Origin of the sequence: Streptomyces sp. NPDC004542 (genome assembly GCF_040610035.1) — a bacterium.
Classification (GTDB): Bacteria; Actinomycetota; Actinomycetes; order Streptomycetales; family Streptomycetaceae; genus Streptomyces.
The window spans coordinates 14,943-29,852 of sequence record NZ_JBEXLP010000087.1; the positions used below are offsets into that span (position 1 = coordinate 14,943).

Genomic DNA, 14,910 nt, shown 5'->3' on the forward strand with positions numbered 1-14,910 from the left:
ACACTAGGAGCCGCTTATAGTGCCGTTCAATGACGAATTAATGACGGGACTGGTTATTTATGGCACTCAAGAACCGGGTCCCGCTCGATGCCGTCGCGCTCCCCGTGCTCCGTCTGCCGGCCGGCACGCGCACGATCCTGCCCCAGTCCGAGCTGCTGCTCGGCCAGTTGGCGATGCTGGTGGCGAGCGGGACCGCCCAGTCCAAGGCCGACATCGTGTCCGCGACCGGCCTTCCGCGGTCCACGGTGTCGGGACACGTCGACGCGCTGAAGGAGAGCGGGGTGCTGGAGACGAGCGGGACCAGGGCCGTACCCGGCCGGGGCCGCCCGGCCGACCGCCTGGTGATCTCCTCGCGCGCCGGTGCCGTCGTGGCCATCGACATGGGGGCGACCCGCACCCGTATCGCGGTGGCCGAGCTGAACCAGCACATCATCGCCATGGAGGAGATGCAGCTCGACGTCTCCATCGGACCCGAGCCCGCGATCCGCAGGATCCGCGAGGCGGTCCGCCACGCCCTGCGACGAGCCGGCCGGGACCAGCGGCTGCACTGCGCGGTCCTCGGCCTGCCCGCCCGGGTCGACTCCTCGAGCGGGATCGCCGTCCGGCCGTCGGTGATGCCGGACTGGGACGGCTACCCCGTCGTGTCCGAGCTGGCCGAACAGCTGGGGACGCACGTCCTGGCCGAGAACGACGTCAACCTCCGGGCGCTCGGTGAGTCGGCCGTGCTCCCGGCCGATCAACTGCCGTTGGTGAGCGTGAAGATCGCGGCCGGGATCGGCGCCGGGATCGTCGACAACTCCGGCAGGATCTTCCGCGGCTTCGACGGTGGCGCGGGTGACCTGGGGCACATCCCGGTGAGCGGCGCGGACGACGTCCTGTGCTCCTGCGGTCGCCGCGGCTGCCTGCAGTCCGTGGCGTCGCTGCCCGCCATGGCCCGGCGCATCGGCATCCAAGCGGCCTCGCCGGACACCTGGGACGACGCCATCACGGCCCTCTTCGAACGCCTCTCGTTCCACGACCCCCTGGCGGTCGACGTGGTCCGCGTGGCCGCCGAGGGCCTCGGCGAGGTGCTGGTCTCCGTGTGCAACCTGCTCAACCCGCGCCGCATCGTCCTCGGTGGCGGGCTGATCGAGTACAGCGACGATCTGCTCGCCATCGTCCGCGGCGCCGTGTACAGCGGCGCGCGTCCGCTGGCCAGCAGAAACCTGATCATCGAGCACGCGACGCTGCGGGAGCGGGGCGGCATCGCCGGGGCCCTGGTGCTCGGCATCGAGCACGCCCTGGAGACCATCGTGGGCCCGCGGCGAAGCTGACAGTCAGTAGAGTGCCACCCGGGGAGCGGCGTTCGCCGGGCACACACCATTCGAAGGGCGAGGACCATGGCGCCGGACGTTCAGGACAGAAGCGCCCCCGGCAGCTTCCACACCACCGATGCACTGCCCGTGCCCCACCGACGCGCCTACTGGCGCGGAGCCCTGTCCGAGACGTTCGGTGCCGTGAACATGACCGTTCCCGACGAGGTGTACTCCGGCACGATCCGTGCGACGCCGCTCGGCCGGCTTCAGGCCGTCACCGTGGACGGCGACTGCCTGTCCGCCCTGCGCACACGCCGGCTCGTCAGCCAGGACGACCAGGACGAGTACGTCGTCGTGAAGTTGCTGGACCGAGGAGTCGCCCGCCTGGAACAGGACGGCCGTGAAGCACTCCTCGGCCCCGGGGACGTCTTCGTCTACGACATGGCGCGCCCCCTCAAGCTGACGCTTCCCCAGCACTTCCGGACGAAGTCCCTGGTGCTGCCGAGAGACGTCCTGGGTCTGAGGGAGTCCGACATGGCTCAGGTCACGGCCTGTCCACTGGGCCCCGACACACCCCTCGGCGGTCTGCTCTCGCCCTTTCTGGCCGGGCTCGTGGACGGGGCCCGGGACTACCCGCCCCGCACCAGCGAGCTGATGGCCCGCAACGTCGTGGACCTGCTCGGGGTCATGGCCGACGAGGTTCTCGGCCGGTCGGCCGCGGAACCGCCCGACGGCAACCGGGCGGTGCTGCTGCGGATCCAGGCGTTCATCGACCGTCATCTCGCCGACCCCGATCTGACCCCCCGGGCCATCGCCCGGGCCCATCACATATCGCTGCGCCATCTGCACAAGCTGTTCGAGAGCGAGGAGGCCACGGTCGGCCGGTGGATCCAGCGTCGCCGCCTTCAGGAGTGCCGGCGCGACCTGGCGCTCCACCCGGACGTCACGATCGCCGCGGTGGCTCACCGGTGGGGATTCACCAGCGCCGCGCACTTCAGCCGGGTGTTCCGGGCCGCCTACGGTATGGCCCCCCGTGAGTGGCGCGGCACCCAGGACCCGGCGCCGCGCCTCCCGTCATCGGCGGGGACCCTGGCCGCCTGAAGCCGGGTCACCCACAGCGGACCCACCCCCGGCGCGGAACCCGCCGGGGTTCCTCATGACGCCGGCCTGGTCCAGGCGGGGTCGGAGGCCGACAGGCGGTGCGCGGCCACCGACGTCACCACGAGCAGCAGCAGCGCCGCCCCCAGGACGAAGAGCGGCTCGCCGTGTCCCAGGAGCAGGGCGCCCACGAGCGCTCCGAGGAACATGGCGAGGACGGACAGCAGGCGCCGGCCGGGCCGGGGGGCCGACCCGCCGGCCGGAGAGGAGTCCGCGGCCAGTCCGGTCAGGGTCAGCGTCAGGACGGTCGTGGTCAGGTCCGGGACCCCGAGCCGTCGCGCGGCCGCGTTCTGCAGGCCCATGGCGAGGCCCAGGAACACGATGAGGGTGTACCGCACCGGGCCGGTCACCTCGCCGTGCGCGAGAGCGACCCCGACGACGGTACCGGCGACGAGCACGGCCTGGACGGCCGTCGTCATGGTCAGGAGCCGGCCGCGGTGTGCCGCGAACCGGGTGCCGAACCGCCCTCCCGTCAGCGCTCCGGCGAGGAACGACAGCATCGACACGAGGGACGCGGGTACGGACAGACCCGGCGCGCCCGCCAGGGCGAAGCCCAGGAAGACCACGTTGCCGGTCATGTTGGCGACGAAGACCCGGCCGAGCGCCAGGTAGCTCACGGCGTCGATGAGACCGGTCACCACCGTCAGCAGCAGCATCAGCGGCGGCAGGGGCCCGTGCCGGTCGCCCTTCGGCGGGGCGAGGGTGTGAGTGGCGTCAGCCAGCAGCCTGCGCATGCCGCTCCCTTTCGTCCGTCGGGTCACCGGTGGCGGGCGCGTGCCGCAGCACCGAGCGGGTGATCAGGCCGCCGGCCGGGCCGATGACGACGGCCGCGAGGGAGACCCACAGCGGCCACGGGGGCAGCCCGAGGAGGTGGTCGAGCGACCAGCGGCCCGGTCCGGTGAGCGCGAGGGCCGCGGCGGCGGTCACGAGGACCAGCGGGTACTCGTAACCGTCGTTCTGCACCCACAGCCCCTTGTGCCACTTGACGGTGCCGGCCACCGTCATCACTCCCATGGCGGCCATCGCCGCCAGGGGGTCGAGGAGGCCGGCCGCCAGGAACAGGCCGGCACCGATCTGGCTGCCGCCCGCGGCGAGGGCGGTGAGCCGCCCGCCGCGGAAGCCGTCACGGCGGAACTCCTCGGTCCCGCCCGCCAGCCCGTTGCCCCCCAGCCGGAAACTGACCTTCTGCACCCCGTGCCCGGCGATGAGGAGTCCCACCACCAGCCGGAGCACCAACAGTCCGCTGTCCATCGTGTTGTCCGCCTGTCCCTGACGTCCGTCGTCACCCGTGCGGGGCGGCTCAGCCGGCGGCGTGCTCGCCGATGAAGGCCTGCGCGTAGACGACCCCGAGACCGTAGGTGCCGCCGTTCTCCTTCACGACGTCCATGACGGGAAGGTAGGTGTCCGTACGCGCCCAGTCACGCTGGAGCTCGAGGAGCACCTGCACCCAGGTCACCGGCACCACGCCGGCCTGGACCATCCGCTGGACGGCGTGCTCGTGGGCCTGCGGGCTGACACCGCCGGACGCGTCGGTGACGACGTAGACCTCGTAGCCCTGGGCGAGCGCGGACAGCGCGGGCAGCACGACGCAGACCTCGGTCCACAGGCCGGCGATGACGAGCTTCTTGCGGCCGGTCGCCTTCACGGCCTCGACGAAGGCGACGTCCTCCCAGGCGTTCATCGTGGTGCGATCGATGATCTTCTGGTCGGGGAAGACGTCCGCCAGCTGCGGCATGAGCGGGCCGGAGAAGGACTCGGCGGCCACGGTGCTCAGCACGACGGGGACGTCGAAGACCCTGGCGGCCTTGGCCAGGCCGACGGTCGCGTTGATGATGGCGGTGCGGTCGCCGCTGCCCGTGCCGAAGAACATCTGCGGCTGGTGGTCCACGAACAGCACCGCGCAGTTGTCGGGGGTCAGCAGGTCGGGGCTGGGAGCGGCGGTGACCTCGGTGATGTGGACCATGAGTTTCCCTTTCGGCGATGGGTGGTGACGGTGATGGATGGTGCCGGTCACGGACGGTCGTCCGTGACCGGGGTGAGAAGGTCTTGAGGCCGCGACGTCGTCGTGGCGCGGCGGCGCGGCGGTGCTGCCGCGCCGCCTGGCTCAGAGGGAGAAGCAGGGATCGAAGACCGGGCCGCCGGCCTCCGGGACGAGGCCGCGGCGGGCGCGCCACTGGCGGTGCAGCTCCGATTCCGCTGCGGCCTCGCCGAGCAGTTCGGCCTGGCGCACTCCCGATCCGCCCCGCACCGGGGCCGCCTGGTAGCCGCCGAAGTGCGCCACCGGGCTCCATTCCGGTGTCACCGCGGGCATCTGCTCGTCGATGCCCTCGTACTCTCCGGCCGCGTAGACGATCCGGCCGCCGACGACCGTCAGCAGGGCTTCGATGTGCGCGATCTCCGGGTCGGGCACCGAGAAGTAGTCCTCCGACAGCACCGTGAGATCACCGAGGAAGCCCGGACGCAGTACGCCCTTGAGGTTCTGCTCCCCGGTGAGCGCGGCACCGGCCCGGGTGAACATCTCCAGTGCCGTTTCCCGGTCGACGCGGTTGTGCGGCGGGTGGATGACCAGGTCACCGACCGTGCGGCCGGTGACCAGCCAGTGCAGCGCGAGCCACGGGTTGTACGAGGAGACGCGGGTGGCGTCGGTGCCGGCGCCGACGGTCAGGCCCCGGCCCAGCATCGCGCGGACCGGCGGGGCGTCCGCGGCGGCCCCCGGGCCGTAGCGGCGTACGAACGCCTCGCCCTGGAAGGACAGCCGGTTCTGCACCGACATGGCCCCGCCGAGGGCGACGATGCGGTCGAGGCTGTCCGCCGACACGGTCTCCGCGTGGTCGAACAGCCAGCGGTTGCCGCCGGGGAAGAGCCCCTCCGCGGCGAGCTTCTCGAACACGGCCAGGTCGCGGCGGATCGTCTCGTCGTAGGTGGCGTGCAGGCGAAAGCCCCAGCCGTTCTCCATGAGCAGGCGTACCGCCTTCTCGAACTCCACCTCGTAGTCGGGCGCGTGCTCCGGGCGCGGCTCGGCGAAGTTCTCGAAGTCCGCCGCCGCCCAGGTGAGGTTCTCTCCGGCGCCGTTGAGACGCAGCCACTCGTCTCCGTCCTCGGGCCGGACCATACCGATCCACCGGGTGAGGTCGTCGATCTCCTGGCCCGCGGTCTGCGGGAACAGGTGGTAGGCGATGCGCAGGGACAGCTCGCCCTCCCTGGCCAGTTCCGCCACCGTCTCGTAGTTCTCGGGGAAGTTCTGGAAGCCGCCCGCCGCGTCGATCGCCGAGGTGAGCCCGAACCTGTTCAGCTCCCGCAGGAAGTGGCGGGTGGACGTCTTGCGGTGCTCCTCGTCCAGCACCGGGGCCTTGGCCAGCGTCGAGTAGAGGATCAGGGCGCTGGGGGCCGCGAGCAGCATGCCGGTGGGCTCGCCGTCGCGGCCCCGCATGATCTGCCCGCCCCGCGGGTCGGGGGTGTGCTTGTCGTAGCCCACCGCCCGCAGGGCCGCGCGGTTGAGGACGGCGGACTGGTAGAGGTGCAGGACGAAGACCGGGGTGTCCGGTGCGGCGGCGTTCAGCTCGGCGACGGTGGGCAGCCGCCGCTCGGCGAACTGCTCGGCAGACCAGCCGCCGACCACGCGCACCCACTGGCCCTTGGGGGTCCGGGCCGCCTGCTCGCGCAGCATGGCCAGGCCCTGGCGCAGGGTGCGGACGCCGTCCCAGCGCAGTTCCAGCACGTAGTTGAGGCCGCCGCGGATCACGTGCAGGTGGGCGTCGTTGAGGCCGGGGATCATCCGGCGGCCGAGCGCGTCGACCACGCGCGTGGCGGGACCCACCTGGCCGGCCACGTCCTTGTCGTCACCGACGGCGGTGATGACACCGTCCCGGATGGCTATCGCCGCGGCCTGCGGCAGGCGCGGGTCGCCGGTGTGGATCTTGGCGTTGCGGACGACGAGGTCCGCCGCGTCGTCGGTGGCGCGCGGAATCAGCCCGGCGACCGGCATCGTGGACACCTTGGACAACCTCCTGAGGGGCGTACGGCGTGGGATCTCCGTCGAGGCCGCACGCCCGGGTCCCCACGTGGTGTCGGCGAGGTGTACCTGGGACCGTGCTGCGGCTGCTTCGCCGGTCACGCTATGCCGCACCGTGCCGGTCCGCTTTCTGGACAGCGCACAGGTACTTGCCCGGCAGCGCACCGGCGTGCGCGACGGCCGCTGCCCCGGCAGCGCCTCTCCGTTCGGCCGTCAGGTCTGGGGAAGGAGGTCAGGACGCCCCGGTCGTCGTCTGCGCCGGCCCGGAGACGCCCGGCAGCACGTGTGCGTAGCCGGCTCCGAGCAGCAGGGCCGCGGCCGTCGCGGCGGTGGCGGTCCGGCGAGTCGCGGTGCCCACCCGCCGGAGTCCGCGCTCGCGTCGCCGTACCGGGTCGGGGTCGTGCACGGGGCCGGACATGGGCGGACCTCCTTCGGCCGACGGCGGTGCCGCGAGGCCGCCGAACCGGCTCGCGGACGCCTTGTCACCACCGATGGGCCGGCTTCTCGGTGCGGCGCTGGATGTCGCCGGGGAAGCCGCGGAACCGCTCGGGGCTCTCCTGCTGGGCGGGTTCTTCGGCAGCCGGCTGCCGGCGGGACGGGCGCTGAACGTCCCGTTCGCCAAGCAGGACCTGGCGCACCTCGGCGCGGGACCCGGTGCCGGAGTGATCGTGGCGCTTCCCGCCCGCGCCTGCGGTCTGGCCGAGACGGCCAGGGTGCTCGGATACCTCGCGGCACAGAGCGCACGGCAGTGCGGCCCGTGCCGGCTCGGGCCGCCGGCGGTCGCGGCGGATTTCCGGGACCTGGCCCGGGGGCGTCCGGACCCGCGCGCGATGCGGCGGCTGGAGGACCGGGCGGGGCTGCTCGCCGGCCGCGGCGCCTGCCGGCACCCCGACGGCGCGTCACGTCTCGCGGCCACCGCCCTCAGGGTCTTCGCCGCCGACGTACGGCACCACCTGAGCCACGGTCCGTGCGCCACGGCCGGACACGAGCCCGTACTGCCGGCCTTCGACACGCCGGCACCCGACGACCGGGAATGGAGGTGACGGAACATGACCGCCACCCACTTGCTCGGAATCGACCGCATCGCATGCGGCGGCTACGGCCTGTGCGCCGAACTCCTTCCGGAAGCCATCGAGTTGGACGAACGGGGTTACCCGGTGAGGGGATCCGCCCCGCTCACGGGCGAAGCCCTCGGGCATGCACGGCGCGCCGTGGCGGCGTGCCCGGCCCTGGCCTTGCGTCTGGACCGGACACCGGGACGGGCCCTGGAACGCGGGTCGGCACAGCGCACGTGAACCGGTTCTTGACCTGACGTCAACGGGCCGAACGCTGGTCGCAGCTCGCGACAGCGCTCGGCCTCGTCGTCGCCCTCGCCGGTGTGCATCTGGCCGGTCGGGCACGGACCACGCGTCAGGACGGGGGCTGGAGCACCGAGTCGATGACGTAGATGGTGGCGTTCGCGGCCTTGATGTTGCCGCAGACGATGTTCGCCTTGCCGTTGACCTTGTAGTCGGTGCCCGAGCCCGACGTGGTCAGCTTGCTGCCCTCCACCGTCGTGAAGGAGCCGTTGGAGAGTTCGTCCGGGGTGATCTGCTTGTCCACGACGTGGTAGCCGAGCACCTTCTTCAGCTGACCCTCGTTGTTGAGGAGCGAGGAGAGCTGTTCCACGGTCACGTTCTGGAACGCCTTGTTGTCCGGGGCGAAGATGGTGACGTCGGGCTTCCCGTCGAGGGCGCTGTTCAGCTTCGCTCTGACCGTGGCCGAGACCAGCTGGCTGAGCTGTGGGTACGCGGCGGCGGCTTCGACGACCTTGTCCTTGACCGTGCTGGCCTTCTGGGACAGCGCGGAGCACCCGGGCCCGAACGTCCCCGACGAGCTGGGAGACGGGGCCTGCGCGTGGCTCTGCGACCCCAGACCTCCTAGGGCGAGCGGCACGGCGACCAGAGCTGCGGCGGTGCCCCTTGCTGTACGTATGCGAACAAACCTCATCGCAACCTTCCTCCCGTGGAGGCGTGAACAGTGCAGAGGATTCGTCTGCGGCAGTCTTCGTTCTGCCGGGCGGGGTGGGGCGGCTGCTGTGCCGCGGCCCAGGGCCGTCATCGGGCCGCCGTCACCCGGCCACTCAGTGAGCGTATCCACCCGGTTGGGTGACCGCATCTCGACGCCGGGCTCCCGGGCGAGGGCGCCGGCCGGCTCCACCGGCCGCACGTCGATCGGGCCGAAATCCAGCGTCCCGGTGTCTGTGCAGGTCAGAGCCCTGTCAACGCACCCTCGTCGCCCTGTGGAGAAAAATGAGGATGTTTGCCCTGCCTGCTTCGGGTCACGCGGCGTGGGGAGACGAAGGTGCTGCCGCGGCGTCGCGTCCGCGTGGCGTGCGGCGCACAGAGGCGGCAGCCGTACCACACTGGTCGGACGTCGGTGCCCGAGGGCCCGACGTCGCTGCTGACGCACTAGGGAAGGCAGAGTCATGACGGAGATCCGACCCGCCACCACGACCGACTCCGGCGCGCCGGTGGAGAGTGACGAGCACTCTTTGACCGTGGGGCCCGGGGGACCGATCCTGCTGCAGGACGCCTACCTGATCGAGCAGATGGCGCAGTTCAACCGCGAGCGGATTCCCGAGCGTCAGCCGCACGCCAAGGGGAGCGGCGCGTTCGGGTACTTCCAGGTGACCGACGATGTCAGTGCGTACACGAAAGCGGCCGTGTTCCAGCCCGGCACCCGCACCGACCTGGTAGCCCGCTTCTCCACCGTCGCCGGTGAGCGCGGCAGCCCGGACACCTGGCGTGACCCGCGCGGCTTCGCGGTGAAGTTCTACACCAGCGAAGGCAACTACGACATGGTCGGGAACAACACTCCGGTGTTCTTCGTGAAGGACCCGATGAAGTTCCAGCACTTCATCCGGTCCCAGAAGCGCCGTGCCGACAACAACCTGCGCGACCACGACATGCAGTGGGACTTCTGGACCCTGTCCCCGGAGTCCGCCCACCAGGTCACCTGGCTGATGGGGGACCGGGGCATCCCGCGGACCTGGCGCCACATGAACGGCTACACCTCCCACGCCTACATGTGGATCAACGCCGCCGGGGAGCGGTTCTGGGTGAAGTACCACTTCAAGACCGACCAGGGCATCGAGTTCTTCACCCAGCACGAGGCCGACCAGATGGCCGCGGCCGACACCGACTACCACACCCGCGACCTCTTCGAGCACATCCGGGACGGCGACCATCCCAGCTGGACCCTGTACGTGCAGGTGATGCCGTACGAGGAGGCCGCGGGCTACCGGTTCAACCCGTTCGACCTCACCAAGGTGTGGCCGCACGGGGACTATCCGCTCATCCGGGTCGGCCGCATGGTGCTCGACCGCAACCCCACCGACAACCACGCCCAGATCGAGCAGGCGGCCTTCCAGCCCAACAACTTCGTTCCGGGCATCGGACCGAGCCCGGACCGCATGCTGCTGGCCCGGCTGTTCTCCTACGCGGACGCCCACCGCCACCGTATCGGCGGCAACTACCAGCAACTGCCCGTGAACGCGCCCGTCGTCGACGTCCACACCTACTCCAAGGACGGGGCGATGGCGTACCGGAACACCACCGACCCGGTGTACGCCCCGAACTCCAAGGGCGGCCCCGCGGCCGACACGGAGCATTACGGTTCCCCGCCGAGCTGGACGGCCGACGGCGAGATCACCCGCGCCGCCTACGTCTCCCATCCCGAGGACGACGACTGGGGGCAGCCCGGCACCCTGGTGCGCGAGGTCATGGACGACGCCGCCCGCGACCGTCTGGTCGACAATGTCGTCGGGCACCTCCTCAACGGAGTGAGTGAACCCGTCCTCGAACGCGCCTTCGCATACTGGTCCCACATCGACGAGACCATCGGCAAGCGCATCGCCGACGGCGTCCGGGCCAAGGCCGGCGAGAAGGACCCCAAGGCCGCCGAACAGGGCAACCCGGCACGGAGCTCCATGCAGCACAAGGCGTGAGGTGCGCAGGCCCAGCGGAGCGCTGGTGACGACCAGCGCTCCGCGCGAGCGGAATGCGCGGCGAGCCGCCGGTGCCGAGCCGGCAGCTGAGGCCGTGCGGGTGCATCGGGTGCCACGGGGTGGTGGTGTCGACGAAGTCCGGCCTTACCCGCTGACCTTCCTCGGCGGGGACGCTGATTGCCGCGCGGTTCGTCACCTGTCAAGATGGTGACATGATGCATTCCTTCAAGTGTGGTGCCCCGGTGCTGGACTTCGTCGGCACCCTGCGCGCGCGGCGCAACGCGGCGCCCACCGAGATGCTCACCTCCCCGGAGAGTCTTGAGGCATGGTTCCGTGAGTCGGGTCTCGTCGACGCAGACACGTCATGCGGACCGTCCGACCTGAAGCGGGCCATCGCTCTGCGTGAGGCGGTCTACCGCCTCGTCGTGGCCACGCTGGCGGGTGACGATTACGGGGCCGACGCCCTGGCGGTGGTCAACGACATCGCGCGGACGCCGTCCTCCGTGCCGCAACTCGTCCGGCGGGGGCGCCGCCAGGTCGAGGCGACGCCGGAGCAGGCACTGTCGACGATCGCCCGGCAGGCCGTGGAACTGCTCGGAGGCCCTGAGTCGGCGCTGCTGAGGGAATGCAGTCGCGGCGAGTGCACGCAGGTCTATCTCGACCGGTCGCACGGGAGCCGGCGGGAGTGGTGCGCCATGGACCCGTGCGGCAACAGGATCAAAGCCGCCGCCTACCGCGCGCGCAAGCGGACCGCACGCTCTCAGGCGTGAACCGGCGCCTTGGCGCCCAGCAGAGCCAGGCAGTTGACCCACAAGGTGCCCAACGGCGCGGTGTCGTTGTAGAGCTTGGCGAACAGGACCTGGCCCTCGAGCTGGGCGACCACCGACTGGGCGGCCGCTCGCGCGTCCGGCACGGCCGCCTCGCCGCGCTCCTGGGCCTCGGTGATGACTCGGGCGACCGTCTCGGTCCGGGCTTCGAAGATCTCCTGGAGCCGCTCGCGCATGGCCTCGGTCTGGTTGCCCATCTCCAGGGAGAGGTTGCCGAACAGGCAGCCCGAGATCGATCCGCAGCTCTTCTGACCGGCCCGCTGGCCGGCCTCTGTCGCCTCGAACAGGCGTCGCAGTCGCTCGAGCGGCTCGGCGTCGCTGCCCAGGATCCGGTCCCACTCGCGCTTCTCTGTGGCCCAGTGCTCGTCGATCACCGCCAGGGCAAGGGCTTCCTTCGACGCGAAGAAATAGTAGAAGCTGCCCTTCGGAACGCCTGCCGCCGTGCAGATCTCCGCTACGCCCAGGGCCGAGTAGCCGCGTCGCTCGAGCAGGGGGTGTGCGGCGGTGAGGATCCTTTCCTTGGCATCACTTGTCCGGCCCATGACGGAAGTATACGACCGACCGACTATGCCGGCTGGGCCACGCGGGCCCCGCCCGAGGTCCGTGTGGTGAGGTCCGCGGGCGGGGCGCCCGGTTCCGACCACTCCGCGGGACGCAACCGGGCGCCGGCCTCAGAAGTGGTCCACGTCGACCACGGCCTGGGCGAAGGCGGTGGGTGCCTCCTGCGGCACGTCGTGACCGATCCCGCTCAGTGTGCGGTGGGCGTACGGGCCCGTGAACCGGTCGCGGTACGAAGCGCCGTTGCCGGCTGCGACGAACGGGTCGCGCTCGGCGTCGATGGTGATCGTGGGCACCTCGATGACCGGACGGGTGGCGAGCAGCCTCTCGTAGCGGTCGTAGCGGCGTTCCCCGTCGGCGAGGCCCAGCCGCCAGCGGTAGTTGTGGATCACGATCGCCGCGTGGTCGGGGTTCTCGAACGCGGCGGCCGTGCGCTCGAAGGTGGCGTCGTCGAAGTGCCAGGTCGGGGAGACGGTGTCCCAGACGAGCCGGCACAGATCGTGCCGGTCGGTCTTGTCCTCCATCGCCAGGCGGCCCCGTTCGGTGGCGAAGTAGTACTGGTACCACCAGGCGTACTCGGCTTTGGGCGGCAGGGGTTTCTTCTGCGCCTCCACATCGGTGATGAGGTATCCGCTCACGGACACCAGTGCCTTGACGCGCTCCGGCCACAGGGCCGCGATGATGTCCGCGGTGCGCGAGCCCCAGTCGAAGCCGGCGAGCAGGGCCTTGTCGATCTTGAGCGCGTCCATCAGGGCGATGATGTCCAGGGCGATCGCTGACTGCTGGGCGTTGCGGAACGTCCGGGAGGACAGGAAGCGCGTGGTGCCGTGGCCACGGAGGAAGGGCACGATGACCCGGTAGCCCCGCGCGGCGAGCAGCGGAGTGACGTCGGCGTAGCTGTGGATGTCGTAGGGCCAGCCGTGCAGGCAGATGACGACGGGTCCGTGCCCGGGGCCGTCCTCGGCGTAGCCGACGTCCAGTACACCGGCCCTGACCTGCTTCAGCCGGGCGAACGAGGTGTGCGTGCCCGGGGTCACCGCCGGCACGGCCGGTGCCGGGGTGACAGCCGCCTCGCCCTGAGCGGGTGCCGCCGTCGCGCCTGTCGGCGGTCCGGCCAGCGCGACGGCGGCCGCGCCGGTGCCGAGGCCCGCGGCCCTGTGGAAGGTGCGCCTGTTGATCATGTGGTGTTCTCCGCCCTGCGGAAGTGGATGGATGTGGCTGTCACAGGCGTTCCCGGCCTTCGTTCTTCAGGGTCCACCGCGGTGCGAGGTCGTGCTCACTGTTCCCTCGCCAATCGTCACCTGTCAAACAGGTGACGTCGTCGGCGGGGTGGCGTTGGTCAGTTTCCGGTCACTGGTCGGGCCTACGTTGACCCGGGGGCGGCTCGCCCGCTCGCCGGACGGACGGTCGTTGCTTTGATCCAGGAGAGCGGGGCATGACGCGCGGGGAACGCAGCAGGCCGGGGACGGGGCGGGCGTCGGCGGCGACCGCCTCGGGCAGATGGGGCCGTATGCCAGGCCGAGCGGGCGGAATCCGGCAGGCGCTTGACCATGGGTGACCTGAGGGTCTCGGAGGCGATGAACGGCGTTCTGATCGCTCTGGTGGGGTCGGCTCTGCCGGAGGCGAGCGAGACGGGGGCGCGGATCAGCAGCGAGAAGCTGGCCGAGTTCGGGCGCCGTATGAAGGAACTCCAGGACGACATCGGTGCTTCGGTGGCGTACGTCGATCACACGCTGCCGGGGGACGCGGGGCGGGCGTACAAGCGGGCGATGTCGGTCCTGACGGGTGCTGACGGGGGGACGAACCATCTGCGGGAGTACGAGCGGAGCCTGCGGGATGTGGCCCAGGGGCATCGTGACCAGTCGCTGAACATCCAGGAGAGCAAGTGGCAGATCATCGCCGAGCTGATCCGCTTGCTGCTGGAACTGCTGATCCTGGCGGCGACGGCGTGGATCAACCCGGCGGCGGCGGGCGAGGCGGCGGCGGCCAAGGCGCGGTCGAAGGTCGCTCTTCTGACGGCGTTGGATCTGTTCTTGCGGCGCACGCATCTGATGCCGAGTCTGAGCGAGGCGCTGGAGGAGGCGTTTCAGACGCTGGTGGTACGGCTCGGGATGATGGTGTTCAACGACTCGGGTTGGCGGCCGTCCGGGGTGGACTGGCGGGCGGTGGGGCAGAGCGCGGCGTTCGGCGGGACCGCGGGGTGGCTTTCGGGTCCGTTGCGGGACATGGCGGGGCGGTTCAACGGCCTGTTCTCGCGCCGTCCGGGTGAGGGGCTGTTCAAGGACGTCACGGGTGACGTCACGTCGAAGGCGGGGCGGGAGCTGCCGGGGAACGGACATGCGAACGCTTCGGTGGGGGAGCGGATCGCGTCGTCGGCGCGCCGGGTCCCGGAGTTCGTGGCCGACGGCCTGACCGAGGCGTTGCCGGAGTCGCTGCTGGCCATGGCCTTCTTCGGGACGCCGTTCTCGTGGAGCGCGTTCGCGACGAGCTTCTGGACGTCGGGCGTGAGCGAGTTGAGTACGGGCTTGCTGCACGAAGGGGTGGGGCACGGGGCGGGAGGTGTCCGTGAGGCCTTTGACGATGCGCGGCGCAACAGTGCCGTAGGCGGAGACGGGGCGGTGTTCGCGGCGCCGCGCGGTGGCCCCGGGGCTGCTCCGGGCGCGGGGGCCGAGGCGGCGCTGCACGGCACGTCGCGTTCGTCGTCGGGCGGCGCGGTGAACGCGGTGGACGCGCTCGACCGGCTGGGTGTGCCGACGGTGACGGCTCCCGCCGTCAGGACGGCTTCGGGTGCGGGTCACGCGGAAGTGACCGATGCCGGGCCGGGCCGGGCTGCCCGGACCGCGTCGGGGCCGGAGCCGCGGCCGGTCGCGGAGCGGGCCGTGCCGCACGGGACGCGGCGCGCCGAGCAGCCGGCCAGGGCGGAGGGCCACTTCGCCGGAAACGGCACGGCACCGGATGTGACCGCCCGGCCCGCGGCCGGCACGGCCGGCACGGCACCGGCGACCGCCGTCCCGGCAGCCGTGGACCGGGGTCCGTGGCCGGCACCCTGGCCGGCGACGAGTCCGAGACCGA

General features: G+C 71.3%; 14 protein-coding genes and 1 pseudogene. 7 read left to right on the top strand and 8 right to left on the bottom strand.

Translation table 11 applies throughout. The features are described 5' to 3' along the window. Window positions 1-59: 59 nt before the first annotated feature. Together ABZX30_RS31330 and ABZX30_RS31335 are read left to right on the top strand one after the other, a co-directional pair. Window positions 60-1,313, top strand: coding sequence for an ROK family protein (locus ABZX30_RS31330; protein ID WP_355939608.1), 1,254 nt, complete (start codon window positions 60-62; stop codon window positions 1,311-1,313). A gap of 66 nt (window positions 1,314-1,379) precedes the next feature. Further along, on the top strand, window positions 1,380-2,396 hold the full coding sequence (locus ABZX30_RS31335) for a helix-turn-helix domain-containing protein (RefSeq protein ID WP_355939611.1): 1,017 nt from the start codon (window positions 1,380-1,382) through the stop codon (window positions 2,394-2,396). A 53-nt stretch (window positions 2,397-2,449) separates the two neighbouring features. Here ABZX30_RS31335 and ABZX30_RS31340 read toward each other — a convergent pair whose 3' ends face one another. From ABZX30_RS31340 to ABZX30_RS31360, 5 genes are all read right to left on the bottom strand, one after another. Further along, entirely contained in the window at window positions 2,450-3,187 is a 738-nt protein-coding gene (locus ABZX30_RS31340; RefSeq protein ID WP_355939613.1) for a YoaK family protein, read from the bottom strand. After that, entirely contained in the window at window positions 3,168-3,704 is a 537-nt protein-coding gene (locus ABZX30_RS31345) for a DoxX family protein (RefSeq protein WP_355939616.1), read from the bottom strand. The genes ABZX30_RS31340 and ABZX30_RS31345 overlap by 20 nt, the downstream gene beginning before the upstream one ends. Before the next feature lie 49 nt (window positions 3,705-3,753). Beyond that, a complete protein-coding gene (locus tag ABZX30_RS31350) occupies window positions 3,754-4,416 on the bottom strand; it encodes a hydrolase (RefSeq protein WP_355939618.1) in 663 nt (220 codons plus the stop codon). 141 nt (window positions 4,417-4,557) lie between these two features. Next, a complete protein-coding gene (locus ABZX30_RS31355) occupies window positions 4,558-6,438 on the bottom strand; it encodes an amidohydrolase (RefSeq protein ID WP_355939642.1) in 1,881 nt (626 codons plus the stop codon). Between the two features lie 259 nt (window positions 6,439-6,697). Beyond that, on the bottom strand, window positions 6,698-6,883 hold the full coding sequence (locus tag ABZX30_RS31360) for a hypothetical protein (protein WP_355939621.1): 186 nt from the start codon (window positions 6,881-6,883) through the stop codon (window positions 6,698-6,700). Between ABZX30_RS31360 and ABZX30_RS31365 the strand changes: the two genes are divergently transcribed. Further along, window positions 6,882-7,508 (top strand): NADH-ubiquinone oxidoreductase-F iron-sulfur binding region domain-containing protein, encoded by a 627-nt coding sequence (locus tag ABZX30_RS31365; RefSeq protein WP_355939624.1) that lies wholly within the window; start codon window positions 6,882-6,884, stop codon window positions 7,506-7,508. The two genes, ABZX30_RS31360 and ABZX30_RS31365, sit on opposite strands and share 2 nt — an antisense overlap. Window positions 7,509-7,514: 6 nt before the next feature. Further along, window positions 7,515-7,760 carry a ferredoxin gene (locus tag ABZX30_RS31370; RefSeq protein ID WP_355939627.1) on the top strand — a complete coding sequence of 82 codons (246 nt, stop codon included), beginning with the start codon at window positions 7,515-7,517 and terminating at the stop codon, window positions 7,758-7,760. A gap of 115 nt (window positions 7,761-7,875) precedes the next feature. Here ABZX30_RS31370 and ABZX30_RS31375 read toward each other — a convergent pair whose 3' ends face one another. Then, the gene (locus tag ABZX30_RS31375; protein WP_355939630.1) at window positions 7,876-8,454 is read right to left on the bottom strand and encodes a fasciclin domain-containing protein; all 579 of its coding nucleotides are present in this window, start codon (window positions 8,452-8,454) and stop codon (window positions 7,876-7,878) included. A gap of 478 nt (window positions 8,455-8,932) precedes the next feature. Here ABZX30_RS31375 and ABZX30_RS31380 point away from each other — a divergent pair, with 478 nt between their 5' ends. Continuing rightward, window positions 8,933-10,453, top strand: coding sequence for a catalase (locus ABZX30_RS31380; RefSeq protein ID WP_355939633.1), 1,521 nt, complete (start codon window positions 8,933-8,935; stop codon window positions 10,451-10,453). A gap of 215 nt (window positions 10,454-10,668) precedes the next feature. After that, window positions 10,669-11,223, top strand: a complete 555-nt coding sequence (locus tag ABZX30_RS31385) for a CGNR zinc finger domain-containing protein (RefSeq protein WP_355939645.1) — start codon at window positions 10,669-10,671, stop codon at window positions 11,221-11,223. Here the strand turns inward: ABZX30_RS31385 and ABZX30_RS31390 are convergent. Beyond that, window positions 11,214-11,822, bottom strand: coding sequence for a TetR/AcrR family transcriptional regulator (locus ABZX30_RS31390; protein ID WP_355939636.1), 609 nt, complete (start codon window positions 11,820-11,822; stop codon window positions 11,214-11,216). The two genes, ABZX30_RS31385 and ABZX30_RS31390, sit on opposite strands and share 10 nt — an antisense overlap. A 129-nt stretch (window positions 11,823-11,951) precedes the next feature. After that, window positions 11,952-13,019, bottom strand: a complete 1,068-nt coding sequence (locus ABZX30_RS31395) for an alpha/beta hydrolase (RefSeq protein ID WP_355939639.1) — start codon at window positions 13,017-13,019, stop codon at window positions 11,952-11,954. Between the two features lie 369 nt (window positions 13,020-13,388). Here ABZX30_RS31395 and ABZX30_RS31400 point away from each other — a divergent pair. Then, window positions 13,389-14,910, top strand: a pseudogene (locus ABZX30_RS31400) (hypothetical protein); the annotation flags it as partial.